A 21,451-nucleotide genomic window follows, 5' to 3' on the forward strand; every position below is an offset into this window, starting at 1 on the left:
TAGTCGAGTTTATCTGCGAATGCGCGAGGCCGTCGTTGGGAAAGCGCGGGCCGAAGAGGCCGCGCGATAGACCAACCGGCGCTTCATCCTCCGGTACACACGTTCACTATATGCGCGGGAGCGACATGGAAAAGATCGACGAAACAGCGAAATCGGTGCTGTTCACCGGCGCACGGACCCCGAACAGCTTCGCGGACACACCAGTCAGCGACGCGGAGGTGGCCGCGATCTGGGAGCTGGTTCGGTGGGCACCAACCTCGTTCAACACCCAGCCGTTGCGGGTGCTCTACGTGCGTCCTGGCCCTGGCCGGGACAGGCTGGTCAAGCACATGAGCGAGGGTAACCAGGACAAGACGGCATCCGCGCCGGCGGTGGCCGTACTCGCCATGGACACCCGGTTCCACGAGCACATGCCGGTTCTGCTGCCGTTCGGACCTGACCTGAAGGAGGTCTTCGCCGCGGACGCCGAGGGGCGGTCGCAGACCGCGACCTTCAACGCGACGTTGCAGGCCGGCTACTTCATCCTCGCAATCCGGGCCGTGGGCCTGGCGGCCGGGCCGATGGCCGGTTTCGACTCTGCCGGCGTTGACGCCGAGTTCTTCCCGGACGGCCGCTTCCGGTCGGTTTTGGTGGTCAACATCGGTCATCCGCACCAGGGCCCGACATCCGACCGGTTGCCGCGCCTCGGCCATGACGATGTGGTGCAGTGGGCCTCATGATCAATCGCTTTCCGCCTCCGCTGTGGAGTCACAGGCTCTGAGGTAAGTCCGGGCGTACCGTCAAGCGGTGTGTTGAGCTCATGAGACCCATCGTCAGGTCAAGGGGCGGAGGTTGCACCGGCCGGCTCATCGATCCGGTGGTGCCGGCCGCGCAACACGTTCCTGGTCTGCCATTTCGATGTGATGGGCCGCCGACTGCGTTCCATTCGGCACGTGAGAGTTACCGAGCCATGGCGATGGGGAAGTTCGTTGGTTTCCGGAGCGGGCGCCGCGACGAACAAGCTCAGGCGATCACCATCGGTTACCGCAGTCGGGCACGGCTTGTCCGGGGGTCGCTGCGCCATCACGATCTCGGTCGGTGATGACGCCATCGGCGGGTGCGGTTTCGTTCTCGATCACGGTTGTCTTCGCAAATACCTTGATCGTCAACGGGCCGCACCCGTCCTGCACGGACCAGTGCCACGAGTGTCGAAGCTGTTGTGAAAGGGCCGTTCTCGCTCGGCATTTTTCAGATGACCGGGGCCCATGTCGCCGACTCCATGCCAATAGTCAACAAATATATGGTCTGCCGAACGGGCTAGTACTCCAGCAGGAGATCCGTGCTGAGCTGCTGTGAGGGTGCGGGTTTGTCCGTGGACGCAAGCAACCACCGCCACGTCTCAGTGGTGGTGTGGACTACCGAAACTGCGGCGGTGGCTGCGCGACTTCGTGACAGCCCACCTCGGGCACCGCGACGCGATCCTGATCGTCGACAAGACCGGCGACCTGAAGAAAGGCACCCGGACCGCCGGCGTGCAACGCCAGTACTCCGGCACCGCCGGAAAGATCGGGAACTGCCGGCTCGCGGTGCACCTGTCCTCCGTCTCACCGCTCGGGCACACCCTCGTCGATGCCGCCCTCTACCTGCCGAAATCCTGGACCGACGACCCCGACCGGCGGCCGAGGCCACAGTGCCCGACACGGTTGCCTTCGCCACCGAACCACAGCTGGCACGCCGCCTCATCGAAGCCGCCGTCACCGGCGGACTGCCGTGCCGGTGGGTCGCCGGCAACGAGGCCTACGGCGGTGACCCACACCTGGCCGCCGTACTGCGCGGCCACCACCGGGGCTACGTCCTCGCCGTCGCCTGTTCCCATCGCGTGCCGACCGGTCCCGGGCCGGGACTCGACGTTGCGTACGTCTATGAGGCAATCGACGGTCAAGTGAGTCTCGCCGCCTACGCGTCGGCCGTTGGCTTGCTTCCAGGAATCGAGTGCTCAAGCCACAACTCCTTCCTGGTCGGTGGGGCGGCGCCGGCTCGGGCCACGGTCAGGCCCGCGACCAGGGCTGCGCGCGAGACGACGTCGTGGAGGTCGGCGGCGGTGACGGCCTTCAAACGGGGGCGGGCGCCGGGGCCGAGCAATCCTCGCTGCCACAGGGCGTCGAGCAGGCCGGACATGAAGGCGTCGCCGGCGCCCACCGTGTCGACGACGGTGACGGGAACGGGAGGGACTATCACGTGGGCGTCGGCGGCCACCGCGAAGGCGCCGTATGCGCCCAGCGTCACCGCGACCAGTGACGGACCCAGGGTGAGCCAGCGACGTGCGACGTCGAGGGCGGGGACGCCGGGGTAGAGGTGAGCCAAGTCCTCGTCGCTGGCTTTCACGACGTCGCCGAGGGCAACCAGTTGCTCCACAGGCGCGAGGCAGTCGCCGACCAGGGCGGGGCGGATGTTGGGGTCGTAGCTGGCGGTGGTGTCGGGGCCGCGGGTGCGCAGAAGGTGCTCGACGTCGGCGGCGCCGGGGGACATCAGGGCGGCTATCGAGCCGGTGTGCAGGTGGTCGGCGGTGATGGTGGGTGTGATGCCGCTGGGCCAGGTGACGGCGAAGTCGTAGCGGGCCGAACCGTCGGGCTGCAGCTCGGCGACCGCTCGGGAGGTCGTGCCGGTGACGGGGGAGAGCAGGTCGACGCCCGCGCCGGTGAGGTGTGCGCGGAGCAGGTCGCCGCCGGGGTCGTCGCCGAAGTGGGTCCACAGGCTGACGTCGTGGCCGAGCCGGCTCAGCCCGACGGCGACGTTGGCCGGGCTGCCACCGGGCAACTCGCGATCGGCCGAGCCATCGCCCGCGGAAGGAGAAACGATGACGTCGACGATGGACTCGCCGACCACCAGGAAGCGGGTCAACGCACCGCTCCGATCGCGCACGCCGCCGCCAGACCCGGAGCGAGCGGCGCCCGCGGAATGATCATCGCCTGGACGGCGTGATACAGGTCGGGTTTCCCGGACCACGTCGACGACCCCGGCCGGTTGGCGACGTCCAGCTCGTGCCACCACGACCCGCCCGCCAGGTCGACGAAGTGCTTACGGACGTACGCGACCCAGGTCTCGAACCAGTCCGCATAGGAGGAGTCGCCGGTGCGGGTATGCAGGGCCGCCGCCGCAGCGAGAGCCTCCGCAGCGACCCAGTGCATCCGCTCGCGGACGACCGGCGTCCCGTCCCAGTCCGTCGTGTAGACGAAGCCGGGGGCGCCGTCCACCGCCCACCCGTCCTTCACCGCCTGCGCGAAGAGAGCCTCGGCAGCCGGCAGCATCCAGCCCTCGGCCGAGGAGCCGAGCGCCGCCTCGAGGTGCAGGATCAGTCGCGACCACTCCAACCCGTGCCCCACCGTGGCGCCGAACGGCTGAAACTGATCACGCGGACGGTCCCGGTTGAACGACGGCAGCGGATTCCACGAGGAGTCGTAGTGCTCCGGCAGCCGCCAGCCGAACTGCGACCCCCAGCCGACCGCCCGCGTAGTGATCGCCAGCGCCCGTTGCAGATACGAAGGTTGCCCGGTCGCGTCGAACGCCGCGAGCATCGCCTCGACCGCATGCATGTTGGCGTTCAGACCCCGATAGCCGTCCAGAGCGACCCAGCCCCTGTCCCACCGGTCGGCGAACATCGAGTGCGCGGGCTCCCAGAACCGATCAAGGACGTCCAGAGCGGTGGCCAGCAACTCCCGAGCCCCCGGACGCTGCGCGAGGGTGGCCGACGACGCGGCCAGCACCACAAACGTATGGTCGTAGCACGATTTACCCGAGGGATCGGAGAACGACGGATGCCATCCGCCGTGCAAGGAGTCGTGCAACACCCCGGTCAGCCCGGCCAGCGCCGCATCCGCCAGCGGCCCCGCCCCCGGCACCCCCAGCAGATCAGCCACGCTGTAGACATGCGCCATCCGCGCCGTCACCCACGTATAGACCGGAGCGGACAGATCAGGCTTCCCGTCGACACCCAGCCAGGCCGCCCCACCGGAGGGGTGCGGGAAGGAACGTCCGAATTCGAGCAGGCGCCCCGTTTCCTCGGCGAGCCAGACAAAATGATTCATCGGGTACTTTCACGTTCGACGATGTGGGCTTTCGGTGCTTCGTAAACGGCGGCCGGGGCCACCCCGCGCATCGCGTCGAGGACGGCGTACGCGGCGATCTCCCCGACCTGGCAGACGTCATGACTCATGGCGGACAGGGCAGGCACCGCCAGCTGACACTGCGCCGAGTCGTCCCAGGCGACGACCGACACGTCTTCCGGCACCCGCAGCCCGTGGGCGCGGATCGCCTCGAGCCCGCCCAGCGCCATGAGGTCGTTGTCGTAGACGATCGCGGTGGGCCGCGAAGCAAGCAGTTGAGCGGTCAGAGCCCGTCCACAGGCAACCGAGTAGTCGCCTTCGACGCCGATCACGGTGATGTCGCTGCCGAACGAGGAGAACCCGGCCCGGCGCAGCTGGGTGTGCGTGAGCGTGCTCGGCCCGCTCACGTGACCGAGCACGGCGTGCCCGCGCCCGGCCAGGAAACCGACCACCTCACGGGCGAACCCATGGTCGTCGGTCCAGACGGTGGGCAACCCGTCCGCGGTGGACGGGTCGCCCATCACCACGGCCGGCAGACCGAGTTCGCGGACGAGCCGAACCCGGTCGTCGCCGGGACGCAGGTCGACCATGATGACGCCGTGGACCATCCGCTGCGCCGACCACCGCCGGTAGGTGGCGATCTCGGCGGCCGGCGAATTGACCACGTTGACCAGCACGGAGGTGCCGGCCGGCGTGAGCACCCGCTCGAGTCCTTCGATGAACTCGTGGTAGTACGACTCCTCACCGAGTACCTGCGAGGCTCGCGCCAGCACCAGACCGACTCTGCGACCCGACATCAGAACCGGACTTCGCCCTGGTTGAACACCCGGGGGTGGAAGTACGCGTTCTGGATCTCCGCGTTGCTGTTGCTGCCGCGCAGCTGCTCGGACCAGACCATGAAGTACGTCCAGCGCGGCTGGCTGCTGAGCAGTGCCGCGGTCGGCACCTTGCCCGTCTCGGCGAGCGCGATCGGCTTGCCGGCCGCGATGGACAGCAGCTGGTTGTAGTCACCCGCCGAGGGCAGGCCCTTGTACCAGGCGTCGAGCGACACGACGTCCACGTACCCCGAGCCCGGGTAGTACTGCGACCAGTTCGCGTTCGGGTTGTCCTGCACGTTCCACACCCAGATCAGGTTGGTCAGGCCCTGGCTGTCGAAGTAGTCCTTCATCTGCTGGAAGATCTTCGCGCCGCCGTTCGCGCCGGGACGCCCGCCCCACCAGTTCCAGGTCTCGTTCATCTCGTGGAACGGCCGCCACAGCACCGGCACCCCGGCGTCACGCAGCTGCCGCAGGTAGGGCACGACCGCCGCCATCCGGCTGCGCCACGTGTTGTTCAGAGCAGTGCCGCCGGTGACGATCTGCTGGAACTGGGTGTTGCTGATCGACGTCTTGACCCCACCCTCGAAACCGCAGGTCGCGCCGACGGTGGGGGAGCAGGCGTGCCAGGTCAGCGTCACCAGCGACCCGTTGGCCCACTCGGTCCTGGCCTGGTCGATCACCCGCTGCCGGTTGGCGACGTCAGCGGCGTCGAACATCATGTCGCCGCCCCAGAGTCCCGGATGCTGGCCGGTGATGTCGCGGACCTGCTGGGTGTACTGGCCCGGGTTGCTTGCCGGTTCCTTGTTGTGCTGGCCGGAGACGATGTTCGCCCCGGTGATCGACCCCAGATAGTTGATCACGGTCTGCTTCGGCGTCGAGGGGAACGCCTGCGCGGGTGCGGCGGCCATGGGCGCGGCCAGCACGCCGAGGGCGAGAGCCGCGGTGAGGCGGGGGACCTTCATTCCGAGCGTCCTCCAATAACAGGGGATGGTGCCGCCGCGACGAACCCGGTGGCGGTGCCGCGACGGCGAGATGACGTCCAGCTTCACGGCAATTCCGCTCGAGTGTCAATGATTACATTAATAATTTATGAAAATTGGAAACGGATGGGGGTGACCGGAACACGCGCGATCAGGCCGCCTGGCTCGACGAATGGCCGGGCGCCACGGACGCCTGCACGACCAGCGCCGCCGCCCCGATGCCGGCCGCGTCGCGGGGCTGTGCCGACAGCTCCACGGCTACTTGATGCCGCTGCCGAGAGTGCGCGGTCCGGTCGAGATGCGTGCGCAGCCGCCGGGCAAAGATCGACCCCGCCCGCGCCACCCCCGGTCCGGTCAGCACCAGACGGTCGACGTTCAACAGGTTCACCATCGAGGTCGCGGCCGCGCCCAGCCGCTCCGCGGCCACATCCAGCACCTGATAGGCGTCCGCGTCCCCGTTGACTGCAGCCCGCGCAATGGCGTCGAACGCGCTCGACTCACTGCCGTCCAGCGCCAGCCGCCCCCGTAGCGTCACGTCCTCCCGCGCGGCCGCCACGATCGCACGCACCGACGCATACTGCTGAACGCACCCCCGGTTGCCGCACGGACACTTCCGCCCGTCGTAGTCGATGGAAACGTGCCCGAGCTCCCCGGCGCCGAAGTTGGCGCCACGGTGTAGAGCGCCCCCGAAGACGAACCCGGCCCCGATGTCAGTCGAAAGATATATGCACGCAAAGGCCTGCTCACGGGAAACCCGCCGACTCCAGAACTCCCCGAGCGCCGCAGCCGCCGCATCGTTCTCGATGAGCACCGGAGCCCCGAGCCGCTCCTCGAGCTCAGGCCGCACCGTACTGAAGTCTGAGTCGTACGCGGGCTCGGAGCCCGGGTCCGGCAGCGACGCCGGCGTGACGAGCGCGAGCCCCTCGATCCGGCCGGCCGGCATGTTGAGGCCGGCGGTGAAGTCCTCGAAACGCAGAGCCAGCTGGTCGGCGTCCCACTCCTCGTCCGGCAGGCGGGGGACCACCTCGCGGCCGACCACCCCGCCGGTCAAGTCGATGGCGACGCAGGTGACGGTGTCCGTGCCGAGGTGGAAGCCGACGCCGAAGCGGTTGGCCGGGCTGATCGCGATCAGTTTGCGGCGCCGGCCCAGGGTCGAGTCGGTGGAGCCGATCTCGTGGATGATCCCGTCGGCGATCAGGTCGCGGACGATGTTCGAGATGGACGGCTGGGTGAGCCCGGTCAGCTCGGCGAGCTCGACGCGGGTGATGGTCACCGAGGACCGGACCACGTCGACGATGAGGGCACGACTTCCTGGTCCGGCCGCGGGTGCTTCTCGTCGTGCCATGTCGGGTCGGTTCTCCGGTTCTCCCGTGAGCGGCGGGGCGGCGGTGCGGCAGGGCGGCAGGGCGGCGGGCCTGCTCAAGTCGTTACCGTACCCGTCCTCGCCAAGGCGGAAAGGGCCGGCCGCGCCGACCCGAGCTTAAAATAAATTAGTAATCTAATCTTGACACCGCTGTAACGGCCGTCTCATGCTGGGCCCCTCACCAGCCACACCTCAGCGGACGGGCTTCCAGCATGATCAATAGACGGCACCTTCTCGGCCTCGGCGCGGTCACCGCGCTCGCTCTCGTCACCGGCTGCACCGGCGGCGCCGGCAGCGACGACGCCGGTACGGCGGGCGACTTCTCCGGCGACGTCAAGGGCAACATCACCGTCCTGACCAACCGGACCGATCTGGTCAACACCAAGTTCAAGGAGTACGCGGCGGCGTTCGAGGCCAAGTACCCCGGCACGAAGGTCACCTTCGAGGGCGTCACCAACTACGAGGAGGACGTGACCACCCAGCTCGGCAGCGGCGACTACGGCGACGTGCTGATGATTCCCAGCGTCGTCGCGCTCGACCAGTACCCGCAGTTCTTCGAGCCGCTCGGCGCCACCGAGGAGCTGAAGGCCAAGTACCGGTTCATCGACCCGGGCGTCCACGAGGGCAAGGGGTACGGCCTGTCGCTCGGCGGCATCGCCAAGGGCTTCGTCGTCAACAAGCGGGTGTTCGCCCAGGCCGGCGTCACCGCGCCGCCGAAGACCCCGGAGGAGTTCCTCACCGCGCTCAAGGCGGTCGCCGACAAGACCGACGCCGTGCCGTACTACACCAACTACAAGGACGGCTGGCCGCTCAGCGAGTGGAACAACCACCGCGTCGTGCTCGGCGACCTGCAGATCAACGAGAAGTTCCCGACCGACCCGCAGCCGTGGCGGGCCGGCAAGATCCAGTACATCTCGGACGGCCTGCTGTTCGACATCGTGAACCAGAAGCTCAACGAGGAGGACCCGCTCACCACCAACTGGGAGGGGTCCAAGCCGATGCTCGGCACCGGCAAGTCGGCCAGCATGCTGCTCGGTTCGTGGGCCGTACCGCAGGTGCAGGAGGCCGCCAAGACCGCCGGCGCCGACCCCGCCGACATCGCCTTCTGGCCGTTCCCGTACCAGACCGGCGGCAAGTTCCACGCCGCCATCGACGGTGACAAGCTCGCCGCGGTCAGCAAGAGCTCGCAGAACAAGGCCACCGCACGCGCCTTCCTGGAGTGGTTCGTGACCGAGTCCGGGTTCGCCGTCGATCAGCAGGCCATCCCGCCGGCGATCGACCAGGAGCTGCCGCAGGGCCTCAAGGACTTCACCGCCACCGGCGTCGAGCTCCTCGAGGTGCCGCCGGCGACCGGGAACGCCGGCAAGGAGGACGAGATCATCAAGGAGTCGGAGATCGACCTGAAGGGTGACATCTACCGGCAGAAGCTGGTCGACATCGCCCGCGGCGCCGCCGGCGGCACCAAGGACTCGTACTTCGCCGACCTCGACAAGCGGTGGAGCGCCGCGCAAGCACAGGTCATGAAGTGACCACTCAGCTCGTGCCCGGCACCCGGCCCGCCGCGAAGGCGGGCCGGGCGTCCGGCAGGCCACCGCGGCGCCGGTTCTGGCAGAGCCCCTGGCTGTACGTGGCGCCGGCACTGATCCTGCTGATCACGTTCACCTACGTGCCGGTCGCCAACATGGTGTTCTACAGCTTCCACAAGTGGGACGGCCTGGACGTCACGATGACACCGGCCGGGTTCGACAACTACGTGCGGGTCTTCACCGACGAGCGGTACTGGCGGGTCTTCCTGGTCAGCCTCTACTACTTCGTGGCGTCGTTCGCGCAGATCGCCATCGCCCTGTACTTCGCGGTGATCCTGTCGTTCAACACCCGGTTCCGGAACCTGTTCAAGGGCATCCTGTTCTTCCCGTACCTGCTCAACGCCGTCGCGGTCGGTTTCGTCTTCCTCTACCTGTTCCAGCCGGACGGCACCCTCGACACGCTGCTGCGCTGGTTCGGGCTCGGCGACCAGAGCCGGCTGTGGCTGGGCGACCCGGACATCGCCAACATCTCCCTCGCCAGCACATCGGTGTGGCGGTTCACCGGGCTCAACTTCGTGCTGTTCCTCGGCGCCATTCAGTCGATCCCTGGGGAGATCTACGAGGCCGCGGAGATCGACGGCGCGAACCGGTGGCACCAGTTCGTCCACATCATCGCGCCCGGCATCCGCCGGATCATCAGCCTGTCGTTCATCCTGGCGATCTCCGGCAGCCTGGCCGTCTTCGAGATCCCGTTCATCATGACCGGCGGCGCCAACGACACCCGCACGTTCGTGGTGCAGGCGTACGAGACGGCCTTCCAGTTCCGGCAGATCGGCCTGGCCTCGGCCATGGCGGTCGTGCTGCTGGTGATCGTCCTGCTGCTCACCTGGATCCAGCGCCGGGTGCTCCCCGACGAGGAGGTGAACCTCTCATGAGACGAGCGGCGACGTTCTTCAAGTACGCCTCCCTCGTGCTGGCCTCCCTGGTGGTGCTGACCCCCCTGGTGGTGGTGCTGTTCGCGTCGTTCAAGACGCGCGAGGAATACAGCACCAGCGGGCCCCTCACCCCACCGGAGAACTGGTTCAACTTCGACAACTTCGCCACCGCCTGGACCGGCGGCGACATGCTGCGGGGCTTCCTCAACACGACCCTGATCCTGGTGATCTCACTGACCGGAACGGTTGCGGTCGGGACGCTTGCGGCGTACGCCATCAATCGTTTTGATTTTGCCTTCAAGAAGTGGATCCTGGGCCTCTTCCTGGTCGCCGCCCTGGTCCCCGGCGTCACCACGCAGGTCGCGACGTACCAGATCGTCAAGTCGATGGGCCTGGTCAACACCCCGTGGTCGGCGATCGTGCTGTTCCTCGGCACCGACATCATCTCGATCTACATCTTCCTGCAGTTCATGCAGTCGATCCCCCCGAGCCTCGACCAGGCCGCCATGATGGACGGCGCTTCGCGCTTCACGATCTACCGGCGGATCATCCTGCCGCTGATGAAGCCGGCCATCGTCACCGTCGTGATCATCAAGGGCATCGCGATCTACAACGAGTTCTACATCCCCTTCCTCTATATGCGATCACCCGAGCTCAACGTCATCTCCACCGCCCTGTTCAAGTTCAAGGGGCCCTACGGGGCGCAGTGGGAGACCATCGCCGCCTGCACCATGATCGTCATCATTCCCACCGTGGTGATCTTCCTGGTGCTGCAGCGCTTCATCTACAACGGCATCACCGCGGGAGCAACAAAATGATCCAGAGCAAAGACCTTTCGGGTACGTGGCAGCTGCGCGGATCCGACGTCGACATTCCGGCCACGGTCCCGGGTTGTGTGCACACCGACCTGCTCGCCGAGGGCCGGATCCCGGATCCGTTCCTCGACGACAACGAGCACGCGGTGGCGTGGGTGGGCCGCGAGGACTGGTCGTATTCGCGTGATGTGTCCTGGGACGGGCCCGCGTGCGAGCGGGTCGACCTGGTGTTCGAGGGCCTGGACACGGTGGCTCGCATCGAGCTGGACGGGGTGGTCGTCGGGGAGACGCGCAACATGCACCGGACCTACCGGTTCGACGTGACCTCTCCGCTGACCGACTCGTCTTCGTTGAACGTGCACTTCACGTCGGCCTACACCGAGGCGGAGGGGCTGCGTGATCAGCTCGGGGACCGGCCCAACGCGTATCCGGAGCCGTTCCAGTTCATCCGCAAGATGGCGGCCAGTTTCGGCTGGGACTGGGGGCCGACGCTGGTCACGGCCGGGATCTGGCGGGCGGTCCGGTTCGAGGGCTGGAACACGGCGCGCCTGTCTGCCGTACGCCCGCTGTGCACCTATGACGGCGAAAACGGCAAGCTGGACCTGACCGCGGAGGTCGAGCGCACCCGGGAGATCGCGCTGCAGGCGCGGGTTCTGCTCGACGGCCGGGAGATCGCCGTGCTGGATCTCCCCGCCGGGTCGTCGAGCGTGCGTCGTGAGATCGACGTGCCGGATGTGACGCCGTGGAACCCGATCGGGTACGGCGACGCTTTCTTGTATGCCCTGACCGTGGTGCTCACCGACGGCGAGACCGAGATCGATCGCTGGGAGCGGCGCACCGGCTTCCGCACCGTGAAGATCGACACGTCGCAGGATGACGTCGGCACGCGCTTCGTCGTGCACGTCAACGGCGCGCCGATCTTCGTGAAGGGCGTCAATTGGATCCCGGACGACATCTTCCCGTCCCGGATGACCCGCGAGCGGTACGAGCTGCGGCTGCGGCAGGCCGTCGACGCCGGCGTCAACCTGGTCCGGGTGTGGGGCGGCGGCATCTACGAGGACCGCGCCTTTTACGAGGTGTGCGACGAGCTCGGGCTGATGGTGTGGCAGGACTTCCTGTTCGCGTGCGCCTGCTACCCGGAGGAGGAGCCGATCCGCTCGGAGGTGCTCGCCGAGGCCCACGACAACGTGACCCGGCTGTCGCCGCACCCGAGCCTGATCACCTGGAACGGCAACAACGAGAACCTGTGGCTGCACGAGGCCATGCGCTGGGGCTCCGACCCGGGCGGCGACCTCACCTGGGGATCCCGCTACTACCTGGAGGACCTGCCGGCGATCGTGGCGTCGCTGGACCCGACCCGGCCGTATCAGGCGGGCAGCCCGTGGTCCGATTCGGTCGACCTGGAGCCGAACTCGCCCGACCACCAGACCCTGCACTCGTGGGAGGTGTGGAACCGGGAGGACTACCTCAACTACCGCGACACCGCGCCCCGATTCGTCGCCGAGTTCGGCTGGCAGGCCCCGCCCGTCTGGCGCACCCTGCGCGACGCGGTGACCGACGACCCGATGCTGCCCGACTCGCCCGGCGTGCTGCACCACCAGAAGGCCGAGGACGGCAACGGCAAACTGGCCCGTGGTCTCGAGCCGCACTTCCCGGCGCCGACGTCCACCGAGGCATGGCACTACCTGACGCAGCTCAACCAGGTGCGGGCCGTGCGGACCGGTATCGATCACTGGCGGTCGCACTGGCCGCACACCGCCGGCACGATCGTGTGGCAGCTCAACGACCTGTGGCCGGTCACCTCGTGGGCGGCGATCGACGGGGCCGGGCGGTACAAGCCGCTCTACTTCGAGCTGCGCGCCGTCTATGCCGGCCGCCGTCTGACGATCGAGCCGCGTGACGGTGGCCTGGTCGTCGCCGTCCTCAACGACGACCCGTCTTCGTGGAGCGGCGATCTGGTGATCGAGCACCGTTCCGCGGTTGGCGCCGTGCTCGCGACCGTGACCGTTCCTGTTGTTGCTGATGCTCGCTCGGTGGCTCTGGTGCCGGTGCCGGAGGTGGCGCACGACGCGGCTTTCGTGGTGGCAACGCTTCCATCTGTGCGTGCGTATCCACATGAGGCCGCATTGCCTGGGAATATGCGCGCGCACGCACACTACGCGGCGGCGCGGGCGCTGTACTACCTGACGGACCCCATCGCGGATGCCGGCCTGACGATCACCGCCGAAGCCGTCCCCGGCGGCCTCGACGTGCACCTGCACGCCACCGGCCTGGCCCGCGACATCCTCCTGCAACCGGACAGGATCCACCCGGACGCCACCGTCGACCAGGGCTTCGTCACCCTGCTGCCCGGCGAGTCCACCACCCTGCACGTGCGTGCCCCGATCGAGCTCGACCCCGGCTCTATCAAGGAACCCTGGGTCGTCACCGACCTGGCCTCAGTTCTGGCAGGACATTCGTGAAGCGCAGATCTCTGGCAGTCGTCATGACCTTCATCGCCGCCTCCGCCGCCGTCCCGTCCCCGGCTGCCGCGCACAGCACGGCCGCCTTCGTCACCCGGGACGGCACCCAGCTCAAGATCGGCAAGAAGCCGTTCCGGTTCGCCGGCACCAACCTCTACTGGCTCGGCCTCGACGAGAACGTCGGCGGCGTCGACTACCCCACGTACTTCCGCATCCGCGACGCCCTCGACACGGCCAAGGCCACCGGCATGACCGTCGTCAGGTCGCACATGATGGCGTCGACCGGGCACCCGAAGACGCTGCTGCCGTCGAAGGAGGCCGGCTACAACGACGAGGCGTTCCGCACCATCGACTACGCCGTCGCGTACGCCGGCAAGATCGGCATCCGGCTGATCCTGCCGCTGACCGACAACTGGGCGTACTACCACGGCGGGCACGCCGACTTCACCAGGCCGTACGGGCTGCCCGACGCCGCCTTCTACACCGATCCGCGGGTCATCGCCGACTACCAGGCGTACGTCGAGCACGTGATGCGCCACGTCAACCCGCTCACCGGAAAACGCCTCGTCGACGACCCGACGATCATGGCGTGGGAGCTGGGCAACGAGCTCGAAGGCATGACGCCCGAGTGGATAAACACGAACGCGGCGACGTTCTCGGCCTGGGCGCCGAAGCAGCTGATCGCGGCGGGCCGGCGGTTCGACATCGACCCGGACACCCTGGTCGCGCCGGACGTGGACATCGTCGATGTCCACTACTACCCGCCGACCGCGGCGAAGGTGCAGGCGGATGCGGCCACGATCGCTGCCTCGGGCAAGGTCTACATCGCGGGGGAGTACGCCTCGACCGCCGCGAGTGACGAACTGCTCGACCCCCTGGTCGCCGACCGTAACGTCACCGGCATGCTGTCGTGGTCGCTGTTCGGCCACAACGACCGCCACGGGTTCGTGCCGCACGACGACGGGTTCACCTTCCACTACCCGGGCGACGACGCGCGCATGACCGCCGCCTGTCAAGCGCAGATCTCGTACGCCCGAAAGCTCGGCGCCCCGATCGCCCGCAAACCGGTAGGCACTCCACTGGTCACCGAGATCGCGAAGCGCGGCGGCCTGAACGTGGTGGCGTGGCGTGGAGCGGCGAACGCTGACGGCTACCGCGTCGAGCGCGCCCGCTCGTCCCGGGGCCCGTGGCGGGCCGCGCACACCGGCCTGCTCACCGACAACCAGACGCCGTGGACCGACCTGGCCGCTCCGGGCGACGCGTGGTACCGGGTCGTGCCCCTCAACGGCGGCCGCGCCGGACAGGTCTCGGAACCGGTGTATGCCCGTAAGAAGGAGACCGTCTTCACCGACCCCCTCGAAACGCTGGGTCTGGCGTCTGCGTCCGCCGGTGTCCGGCTGCAGCCCGGCGCGGACGGGACCGTCGCCCGCCCGGGCGGCGCCGGTGACGCGTGGGTGAGCTGGCATTGGCCCGGCACCCGGCGGGTGGAGTTCGAGGTGCTCACCGACCGGCGTCCCGGTGTGAAGGTGCAGGTCTCCGCCGACGGGACGTCCTGGCGCACCGTGCGTTCCGACGTCGACAAGGCCGGCGGCGACCGCTACCTCGTCACCGCGTCCACGCCTGCCGACCACGTGCGTGTCGTCTGGTCCCGGGCGGCGCTCCAGCAGGCGACCCTGCGGGCCGCCGACCCGGCGCCGGTGACCGGAGCGCCCGCGGCCTTCGCGGTCGAAACACCCGCCCCCGGAGCCACCGACGTGATCGGGCCGCAGTCCTTCTCCTGGCCGCCGTCTGCCGGTGCGGGCTATTACACCCTCACCGTCTCGCGCAACGCCGACCTCAGCGACCCGGTGATCTCGGCGACCGGTCTGCCCGATCCGGTCTTCGAGCCCGCGCAGGATCTCGACCCGGCCACCACCTGGTACTGGAGCGTCCGGGCCACGAACGCGGCCGGCAGCACCAGCACACCGGTGAGCACCTTCACCACCCGGGCGCTGCCGAGCACGCCGGTCACGCTCGACGACTACGAGAGCTATGCGAGCGACGCCGACCTGACCAGCGCCTACGTGCGCAACACAGGCGGAGACCCCATCAGCAGTACGCTCGTGCCGTCAGCCGGCGGCCGTGCCATGGCCCTCGACGTGACGGCCGGGACCTCCGGATACGCCGGGGTGAGCCGCACCTTCCCGGCCCCGGTCGACCTGTGGGGGCAGCAGGGCATCGAACTGCGGCTGGACCGCTCGGCCACCCCGGCGGAGATCTCGATCCAGTTCGTCGCCGACGGCGTGTACTGGGAGCACACCATCCCGGCCGGCGGCTCCGACGGGGTCGTCCGGGTGCCGTTCACCGCGTTCAAGCAGCCCTCGTGGGCGCCGTCCGGTGCGCTCGACCTGCAGAAGCTCACCCAGCTGTCGATCTACCTGGGCGGCGGCACCTCCGGCCGGCTGATCGTCGACGACGTCCGGGCGTACCCACCCGGCGCCTGAGCCCCGATGTGCCGTCCGCGGGCCTCGCGTCCGTGGTCGGCACATCGGTGTCTCAACCCGCCGCCGCATCTGCCGATAGGGCACCTCGACGAAGCGAGGAGGCACTCCGGTGATGCGGCGAGCTCATGGTTACGTGCTGCCCAACGTGATCACGGGCGTGCTCACGGCGCTCAGCATCGTCTGGTTCGCCGCCAACGCGGTGGCGCCGGCCGGACCCGGATGGCTCGGGTGGGTCTTCGCGCCGCTGGTGATCGGCATCAACCTGGGCCAGCTGCGGCGGCTGGCGAGCAGTCCCGGCATCACACCCGAGGGGCGGCGCTTCTGGCGGCACCTGGCGATCGCCCAGGGGGTGATCATCGCCGCCACGCTGATCACCGCATGGGACACGGTGACCGACCCGCAGACGGTGACCCTCGCCGACCCGGCCAACGGGCTGTTCGCCCTCTGCATCCTGGTCGTGCTCTGGGCGCTGCTGCGGTTGCCCGCCCGCCACCCGATCCGTGGCACCGCCGTCCTCCGGTTCGGCCTCGACGCCGCGGTGGTGATGCTGACCGTCGGCCTGTTCGGCTGGTTCCTGTACTTCCGTAACTACGACGAGCTGGTCTCCGCGGTCGGCTCGCCGGAACCCGTCATGGCGCTGATGCTGTTCGCCTGCGCGGCCGCCCTGGCCTTCAGCAAACTAGCCATCGCCGGCGCTCGCGGCGTCGACCGGCGCACCATGTACTACCTCGGGTTCTGCGTGGTCACCTCGGCAGTGGTCGGCGCCATGCTGCCCCGGCTCGCGGCCCGGCCCGACCTCAACGCCATCGCGGTCAGCGTGCCGCTCACGTTCTTCCTGTTCGGCCTCACCCTGGAACGCGAGCGGTCGCTGCTCGGGACGGCGCCGAAGGAGGTCACGTCGCGCCGGCCGTTCAGCCTGGCGCCGTACATCGCGGTCGCCGCCACTGACGGGCTGGTGCTCTACACCGGCGGCTCGTCGGCGGTGGTCACCTTCGTCGGGGTGGCCCTGACCGCCATCGTGGTGGGCCGCCAGTTCCTCGCGTTCTACGACAACGCCCGCCTGCTGCGCGAGGTGCAGGAGGCGCGCAGCCAGCTGGAACACCTGGCGAGCCACGACGCGCTCACCGGGCTGGCGAACCGGCGCCTGTTCGAGGAGCGCCTGGACGACGCGCTGGGGTCGGGTGAGCCGGCGGCGGTCGCGCTGATCGACCTGGACGACTTCAAAGGGGTCAACGACCGGCTCGGCCACCACGTCGGCGACGAGCTGCTGGTGACCGTGGGGCGGCGGCTGCGGGCCGCGGTCGGCGAAGGTGACCTGGTCGCCCGCCTCGGTGGGGACGAGTTCGCGCTGCTGCTCGGGCCGGCCTCGGCGTCGGCGCCTGAGCGGGTGCTCGACCGGATGGCGGCCGAAATGGCGGCGCCGGTCACCATCGACCGGCACGAGCTGCCGGTGCGGTGCAGCGTCGGCCTGGCCACCGGCCGGCCGGACACCGGGCCGGGGGAGCTGCTGCGCCGGGCCGACGTCGCGATGTACGCGTCGAAGGCGGCCGGGAAGGGGCGCAGCGCGCTTTACGACCCGGCGATGGATCGGAGAACGGAGCCCGTGGTGGAGTGGGAGGCCGCGCCGGCCTGGGGCTGACCTGCCGTGTGGCCCGGGGCGATCGACGCCTGCACCACCAGGGCCGCGGCCCCGATGCTCACCGCGTCACGCGGCTGGGCGGACAGCTCGACGACGATCTCCCGGCGGGGGCGGGCGTGCGCGGTGCCGGCCAGATGGGCACGCAGCCGGCGGGCGAAGATCGAGCCGGCGACCGCGACACCCGGGCCGGTCAGCACGAGCCGGCCCAGGTCGAGCAGGTTCACCATCGACGTCACCGCCACGGCGAGATGGCCGGCGGCGTCGTCGATCAGGGTGAACGCGTCCGGGTCGCCGTTCACCGCGGCGCGCGCGACGGAGTCGTAGGCCGCAAAGGTGTTGCCTTCGAGCCGCAGGCGACCACTCAGATTCTGATGTGCCCGGGCCGCCTCGACGATGGCGGCCATCGAGGCGTAGCGCTCCACACAGCCGGCGTTGCCGCACGCGCAGGGCCGGCCGTCATACTTGATCGACAGGTGCCCCAGCTCGCCCGCGTCGAAGCTCGCCCCGCGGAAGAGCGCGCCGCCGAAGACTAGGCCGGCGCCGATCCCGATGGACAGGAAGACACTGCCGAACGGCTCCTCCCGGGACACCCGCCGGCTCCAGAACTCACCCAGCGCGGCCGCCGCCGAATCGTTCTCCACCAGCACCGGGAGCCGCAGCTTCGCGGCCAGCTCGGCACGCACCCCGGCCAGGTCCGGCGCTGCGGCCTCCTGACCGGGCAGCGCGGTGGCCGCGACGATCGCCAGCCCCTCGATCCGGTCGCCGGGCAGATCCAGGCCGTCGGTGAACGCGGCGAACCGGGTAGCAAGCTGTGCGGTCAGCCCGGTGTCGTCGAGCGGGACCACCTCCCGGCCCACCACCCCGCCGGTGAGGTCGATCGCGACGCAGGTCAGCGATTCCGGGCCGAGGTGGAACCCGACGCCGAACCGGTTCGCCGGGTTGATCGCCAGCAGCTTGCGCGGCTTGCCGCGGGCCGAGTCGGCCGAGCCGGTCTCGTGGATCACCCCGTCGTCGATCAGCTGCCGCACGATGGTCGAGATCGACGGTTGGGTCAGGCTGGTCAGCCCGGCCAGCTCCACCCGGCTGATCGAGCTCGCCGACCGGATGACGTCCACGATCAGGGCGCGGCTTCCGGGCCCGGCCGCGGGCGTTTCTCGACGTGCCATGGCGGTACGGTATACCGGTGTCTCAGTCGCAACGGCGGACCGGGCTGGTGCTGGCGCGTGCCTCGCGGGTACTCGGCGAGGAGCCCTACTACCACGAATTCCTCGAGGGCCTCGAACGCGTGCTCACCCCGGCCGGTGTGTCGGTGCTCGTCAAGGTCGTCACCGACCGGGCCGCCGAGAGCGAGACGTACGAGCAGTGGGCCGCGCAGGGCCGGGTCGACGGGGTGGTGCTGGTCGACCTGTGGCCCGACGACGACCGGGTCGCCCTGGTCAACCGGCTGAAGCTGCCGGCCGTGGTGCTCGGCGCGCCGTCGGCCGCGTCCGGGCTGCCGACGGTGTGGACCGACGACGCCGGGGTCGCCAGGGAGGCGGTCCGGTTGCTGGCCGAGCGGGACCACGCGGTGATCGGGCACATCAGCGGGCCGCTGGCCTTCGCGCACACCCAGCTGCGCCGCGAGGGCGCCTCGTCGGAGGCTGCCGAGCGCGGGCTGCGGCTGCTGCATGCCGAGGGCGATTATTCGTACGAGTCGGGCCGCGCCGCCACGGCTGCCCTGCTGAGCGGCGGGCCGACCGCGATCGTCTGTGACAACGACCTGATGGCGCTCGGGGCGCTGGCCGAGCTGGCTGCCCGCGGGCTGGCGGTGCCTGCTGACATGTCGGTGGTGGCCTGGGACGACTCCGCTCAGTGCCAGCTGGCGGTGCCGCCGCTGTCCGCCATGAGCCACGACGTCGGCCGCATCGGGGAGTTGGCGGCCGGTGCGCTGCTCGCCGCCCTCGACGGTGCGGAGGCGGCTGTTTATCAGGCCCCGGCCGCCCAGTTCGTGGGCCGGGGGAGCACCACCTGACGGGGCGGCCCTCAACGGCCGCCTTTCGACGGTGGGCTTCAACGCCCCCGAACACCTCGTGCAGGATGTCGACGTAGACGCCGTGGCCACTTGCGCACTGCCACTCGTCGGCTGACTTGATCGCGGTGCCCTCGCCCCACTCGTTGTAGCTGACGATCAGCTGCACGGCGCACCCGGTGTAGTTCGCGGGGACCTTGAGCACGACGTGGAACGTCTTACCGGGCTGTTGCCGGCGCTCGCCCGGGTCGGCGGTCAGCTCGGCGTCCGCCTCGGCCACCCGGTGCGGGGCGGCCCGGCGGATCAGCCAGTACCGCCGGATCTGCCGCATGGTGATCGCCACCAGCCAGGTCCGGAACGCCTGCGGATCCCGCAGTTTGCACAGGTCACGGATCATTTTCAGCATGACGTTCTGCACCACGTCGTCCACGTCCGGCGGGCACGTCCAGCTCACGGCCGACAATGTTGTAGACCAGTGGGAGGTGTTCGGCCACCACGTGTCGCGTTCTTCTTCGGTCATGACTGGGGAGGGGGCGCCGTTCGTCCACGGAGATCAGAACCACCGGCATGCCGAAGCCGCACAGCGCCCGCGCGACTGCGCCGAGCGCACCTTGAGGAACTCTTAAATTAGTAATCTTTCTATTGACGGTGATGCACGCGGAGCTCCATGCTGGCGTCGCTGATTCCCCCGTCCCCAGGAGACTCCCCTTGAAGAGGAAGACCATCACGGCGCTGACGTTCACCGTCGCAGCGGCGGTGCTCGGCACGGTGATGCTGCGCCTGCCGCACACCGCCGACGCCTTCGCCGCCACGTCGAAGGCGGCGGTGATCAGCTACCTGCAGTCGATCAGCGGCAAGAGCATCGTCTCCGGCCAGCACAACAAGGAGCCGGCGAGCAGCCCGCGCCAGTACACCCAGCAGGCCCGCGACGTCTCCGGGCAGTGGCCGGGCCTGTGGGGCGGCGACATGATGTTCCGCTCGCCGGACATCGCCGCCCGGCAGACCGTGATCGACGAGGCGAAGGCGCAGTGGGCGGCCGGCTCCCTGGTCGCGCTCACCTGGCACGCCTGCTCGCCGACGGTCGGCGCCACCTGCGAGTTCGACGGCGGGGTGAAGACCAGCATCACCGATGCGCAGTTCGAGGAGATCGTCACCGGCGGCACCAACCTGAACAACGTGTGGCGCAGCCGGATGGCGGCGGTCGTGCCGTACCTCAAGCAACTCAGGGACGCCGGCATCCCGGTGCTCTGGCGCCCGTTCCACGAGATGAACGAGAGCTGGAACTGGTGGGGCCTGCGTCCCGGCGCCAACGGAGGGGCCAGGATCTACCAGCAGATGCGCGACTACTTCGACAGCCAGGGGCTGGACAACCTGATCTGGGTCTGGAACGTGCAGGACAACCCGACCGCGAACTGGGCGCAGTACTACCCGGGCGCTGGGTACGTCGACGTCGTCTCGCTCGACGTCTGGTGGAAGGGCCTCCCCTCGGCGGCCGACTATTCCCAGCTGCAGGCCATCGCGGGCACCAAGCCGATCGCGATCGCCGAGATGGGCAAGGTGCCGACCGCTTCCCTGCTGACGAGCCAGCCGCGCTGGGCGTACTTCATGCTCTGGTCCGAGCAGTTGCTCGAACTCAACACCAAGGCAGAGATCCAGACGGCGTACGCCGATGCCCGCGTCCTGAACCGCGGCGAGCTCTCGATCGGCTCCGGCGGTGGCACCACTCCGCCGGCGGCCACCACCGCTCCGCCGGCTACCAGCGCCACCGGCAAGCTTCGTGGCGAACCCAGCAACAAGTGCGTAGACGTCGCCGCGGCCGGCACCGCCAACGGCACGGCCGTCCAGCTCTGGACCTGCGACGCCGGCGGCTCTGCCCAGTCCTGGACCCGCGCCGCCGACGGCACCGTCAGCGCCCTCGGCAAGTGCCTGGACGTGATCGGCGGCGCCACCGCCGACGGCACCCGCCTGCAGATCTGGGACTGCACCGCCGGCAACCCCAACCAGCAGTGGCGCTACAACGCCACCGCTCGCACCCTGACCAACCCGGCAACCGGCAAATGCGCCGACGCCGTCGCCGAGGCCACCGCCGACGGCACCCGCCTGCAGATCTGGACCTGCAACGGCAAGCCCAACCAGCAGTGGGCACTCAGGTGACCCACCGCCGCTGAGCCGGCCGGGCGGCACCCGACGCCCCCGGTGCCGCCCGGCCCTCTCGGCGCGGTGACTGCACAATGGGCCCATGCCCGAAGATCCGGAGGAAGTGGTCCGACGCTGAGCTGGGGCGCGCGGTGGAGGCGTTCGGCGCCTGGCGGATCGGCTGGTTCTGGACGAGGCAGTTCG

At 69.2% G+C, this 21,451-nt stretch carries 15 protein-coding genes and 2 pseudogenes; 10 read left to right on the top strand and 7 right to left on the bottom strand.

Annotated elements, in window-relative coordinates; translation table 11 throughout:
- Nucleotides 1-125: 125 nt before the first annotated feature.
- Nucleotides 126-719: a malonic semialdehyde reductase gene (locus tag HJC40_RS38035; RefSeq protein ID WP_250008395.1), complete on the top strand. Its 594-nt coding sequence runs from the start codon at nucleotides 126-128 to the stop codon at nucleotides 717-719.
- 684 nt (nucleotides 720-1,403) lie between these two features.
- A pseudogene (locus tag HJC40_RS46425) lies at nucleotides 1,404-1,876 on the top strand (transposase); the annotation flags it as partial.
- A gap of 59 nt (nucleotides 1,877-1,935) precedes the next feature.
- Here the strand turns inward: HJC40_RS46425 and HJC40_RS38040 are convergent.
- The 5 genes from HJC40_RS38040 to HJC40_RS38060 all read right to left on the bottom strand — a co-directional run bounded on the left by HJC40_RS38040 (nucleotide 1,936) and on the right by HJC40_RS38060 (nucleotide 7,225).
- Entirely contained in the window at nucleotides 1,936-2,880 is a 945-nt protein-coding gene (locus HJC40_RS38040) for a PfkB family carbohydrate kinase (RefSeq protein WP_250008396.1), read from the bottom strand.
- Nucleotides 2,877-4,064 carry an AGE family epimerase/isomerase gene (locus tag HJC40_RS38045; protein ID WP_250008397.1) on the bottom strand — a complete coding sequence of 396 codons (1,188 nt, stop codon included), beginning with the start codon at nucleotides 4,062-4,064 and terminating at the stop codon, nucleotides 2,877-2,879. The genes HJC40_RS38040 and HJC40_RS38045 overlap by 4 nt, the downstream gene beginning before the upstream one ends.
- Nucleotides 4,061-4,855 (bottom strand): substrate-binding domain-containing protein, encoded by a 795-nt coding sequence (locus HJC40_RS38050; RefSeq protein ID WP_250008398.1) that lies wholly within the window; start codon nucleotides 4,853-4,855, stop codon nucleotides 4,061-4,063. The genes HJC40_RS38045 and HJC40_RS38050 overlap by 4 nt, the downstream gene beginning before the upstream one ends.
- A gap of 23 nt (nucleotides 4,856-4,878) precedes the next feature.
- Complete coding sequence (locus HJC40_RS38055; RefSeq protein WP_250008400.1) at nucleotides 4,879-5,862, bottom strand: glycosyl hydrolase; 984 nt, start codon at nucleotides 5,860-5,862, stop codon at nucleotides 4,879-4,881.
- 169 nt (nucleotides 5,863-6,031) lie between these two features.
- Nucleotides 6,032-7,225, bottom strand: a complete 1,194-nt coding sequence (locus HJC40_RS38060) for an ROK family transcriptional regulator (RefSeq protein ID WP_250008401.1) — start codon at nucleotides 7,223-7,225, stop codon at nucleotides 6,032-6,034.
- 230 nt (nucleotides 7,226-7,455) lie between these two features.
- Between HJC40_RS38060 and HJC40_RS38065 the strand changes: the two genes are divergently transcribed.
- The 6 genes from HJC40_RS38065 (at nucleotide 7,456) to HJC40_RS38090 (ending at nucleotide 17,103) form a co-directional block, all read left to right on the top strand.
- Nucleotides 7,456-8,772, top strand: coding sequence for an ABC transporter substrate-binding protein (locus tag HJC40_RS38065; RefSeq protein ID WP_250008402.1), 1,317 nt, complete (start codon nucleotides 7,456-7,458; stop codon nucleotides 8,770-8,772).
- On the top strand, nucleotides 8,769-9,704 hold the full coding sequence (locus HJC40_RS38070) for a carbohydrate ABC transporter permease (protein ID WP_250008403.1): 936 nt from the start codon (nucleotides 8,769-8,771) through the stop codon (nucleotides 9,702-9,704). The genes HJC40_RS38065 and HJC40_RS38070 overlap by 4 nt, the downstream gene beginning before the upstream one ends.
- Nucleotides 9,701-10,522, top strand: coding sequence for a carbohydrate ABC transporter permease (locus HJC40_RS38075; RefSeq protein WP_250008404.1), 822 nt, complete (start codon nucleotides 9,701-9,703; stop codon nucleotides 10,520-10,522). The genes HJC40_RS38070 and HJC40_RS38075 overlap by 4 nt, the downstream gene beginning before the upstream one ends.
- Nucleotides 10,519-12,981: a glycoside hydrolase family 2 protein gene (locus HJC40_RS38080; RefSeq protein ID WP_250008405.1), complete on the top strand. Its 2,463-nt coding sequence runs from the start codon at nucleotides 10,519-10,521 to the stop codon at nucleotides 12,979-12,981. The genes HJC40_RS38075 and HJC40_RS38080 overlap by 4 nt, the downstream gene beginning before the upstream one ends.
- Nucleotides 12,982-13,004: 23 nt before the next feature.
- On the top strand, nucleotides 13,005-15,464 hold the full coding sequence (locus HJC40_RS38085; protein WP_250008406.1) for a cellulase family glycosylhydrolase: 2,460 nt from the start codon (nucleotides 13,005-13,007) through the stop codon (nucleotides 15,462-15,464).
- A gap of 112 nt (nucleotides 15,465-15,576) precedes the next feature.
- Entirely contained in the window at nucleotides 15,577-17,103 is a 1,527-nt protein-coding gene (locus HJC40_RS38090) for a GGDEF domain-containing protein (RefSeq protein ID WP_250008407.1), read from the top strand.
- Here the strand turns inward: HJC40_RS38090 and HJC40_RS38095 are convergent.
- Complete coding sequence (locus HJC40_RS38095; RefSeq protein WP_250008409.1) at nucleotides 17,034-18,269, bottom strand: ROK family transcriptional regulator; 1,236 nt, start codon at nucleotides 18,267-18,269, stop codon at nucleotides 17,034-17,036. The genes HJC40_RS38090 and HJC40_RS38095 overlap by 70 nt on opposite strands.
- A gap of 17 nt (nucleotides 18,270-18,286) precedes the next feature.
- Between HJC40_RS38095 and HJC40_RS38100 the strand changes: the two genes are divergently transcribed.
- Entirely contained in the window at nucleotides 18,287-19,114 is an 828-nt protein-coding gene (locus HJC40_RS38100; RefSeq protein WP_250008410.1) for a substrate-binding domain-containing protein, read from the top strand.
- 364 nt (nucleotides 19,115-19,478) lie between these two features.
- On the opposite strand, the pseudogene HJC40_RS46430 reads toward HJC40_RS38100, so the two are convergent.
- Nucleotides 19,479-19,631 (bottom strand): annotated as a pseudogene (locus HJC40_RS46430) (hypothetical protein); the annotation flags it as partial.
- Between the two features lie 188 nt (nucleotides 19,632-19,819).
- Here HJC40_RS46430 and HJC40_RS38110 point away from each other — a divergent pair.
- Nucleotides 19,820-21,265, top strand: a complete 1,446-nt coding sequence (locus HJC40_RS38110; RefSeq protein ID WP_250008411.1) for a glycosyl hydrolase — start codon at nucleotides 19,820-19,822, stop codon at nucleotides 21,263-21,265.
- Nucleotides 21,266-21,451: the final 186 nt, after the last annotated feature.

Source organism: Actinoplanes sp. M2I2 (genome assembly GCF_023544445.1).
Taxonomy (GTDB): Bacteria; Actinomycetota; Actinomycetes; order Mycobacteriales; family Micromonosporaceae; genus Actinoplanes.

Excerpts from the sequence above, each read along its gene's own strand:
- HJC40_RS38035 (WP_250008395.1), top strand. The coding sequence starts at position 126 with ATGGAAAAGATCGACGAAACAGCGAAATCGGTGCTGTTCACCGGCGCA.
- HJC40_RS38045 (WP_250008397.1), bottom strand. The coding sequence starts at position 4,064 with ATGAATCATTTTGTCTGGCTCGCCGAGGAAACGGGGCGCCTGCTCGAA.
- HJC40_RS38055 (WP_250008400.1), bottom strand. The coding sequence starts at position 5,862 with ATGAAGGTCCCCCGCCTCACCGCGGCTCTCGCCCTCGGCGTGCTGGCC.
- HJC40_RS38060 (WP_250008401.1), bottom strand. The coding sequence starts at position 7,225 with ATGGCACGACGAGAAGCACCCGCGGCCGGACCAGGAAGTCGTGCCCTC.
- HJC40_RS38065 (WP_250008402.1), top strand. The coding sequence starts at position 7,456 with ATGATCAATAGACGGCACCTTCTCGGCCTCGGCGCGGTCACCGCGCTC.
- HJC40_RS38075 (WP_250008404.1), top strand. The coding sequence starts at position 9,701 with ATGAGACGAGCGGCGACGTTCTTCAAGTACGCCTCCCTCGTGCTGGCC.
- HJC40_RS38080 (WP_250008405.1), top strand. The coding sequence starts at position 10,519 with ATGATCCAGAGCAAAGACCTTTCGGGTACGTGGCAGCTGCGCGGATCC.
- HJC40_RS38085 (WP_250008406.1), top strand. The coding sequence starts at position 13,005 with ATGACCTTCATCGCCGCCTCCGCCGCCGTCCCGTCCCCGGCTGCCGCG.
- HJC40_RS38090 (WP_250008407.1), top strand. The coding sequence starts at position 15,577 with ATGCGGCGAGCTCATGGTTACGTGCTGCCCAACGTGATCACGGGCGTG.
- HJC40_RS38095 (WP_250008409.1), bottom strand. The coding sequence starts at position 18,269 with ATGGCACGTCGAGAAACGCCCGCGGCCGGGCCCGGAAGCCGCGCCCTG.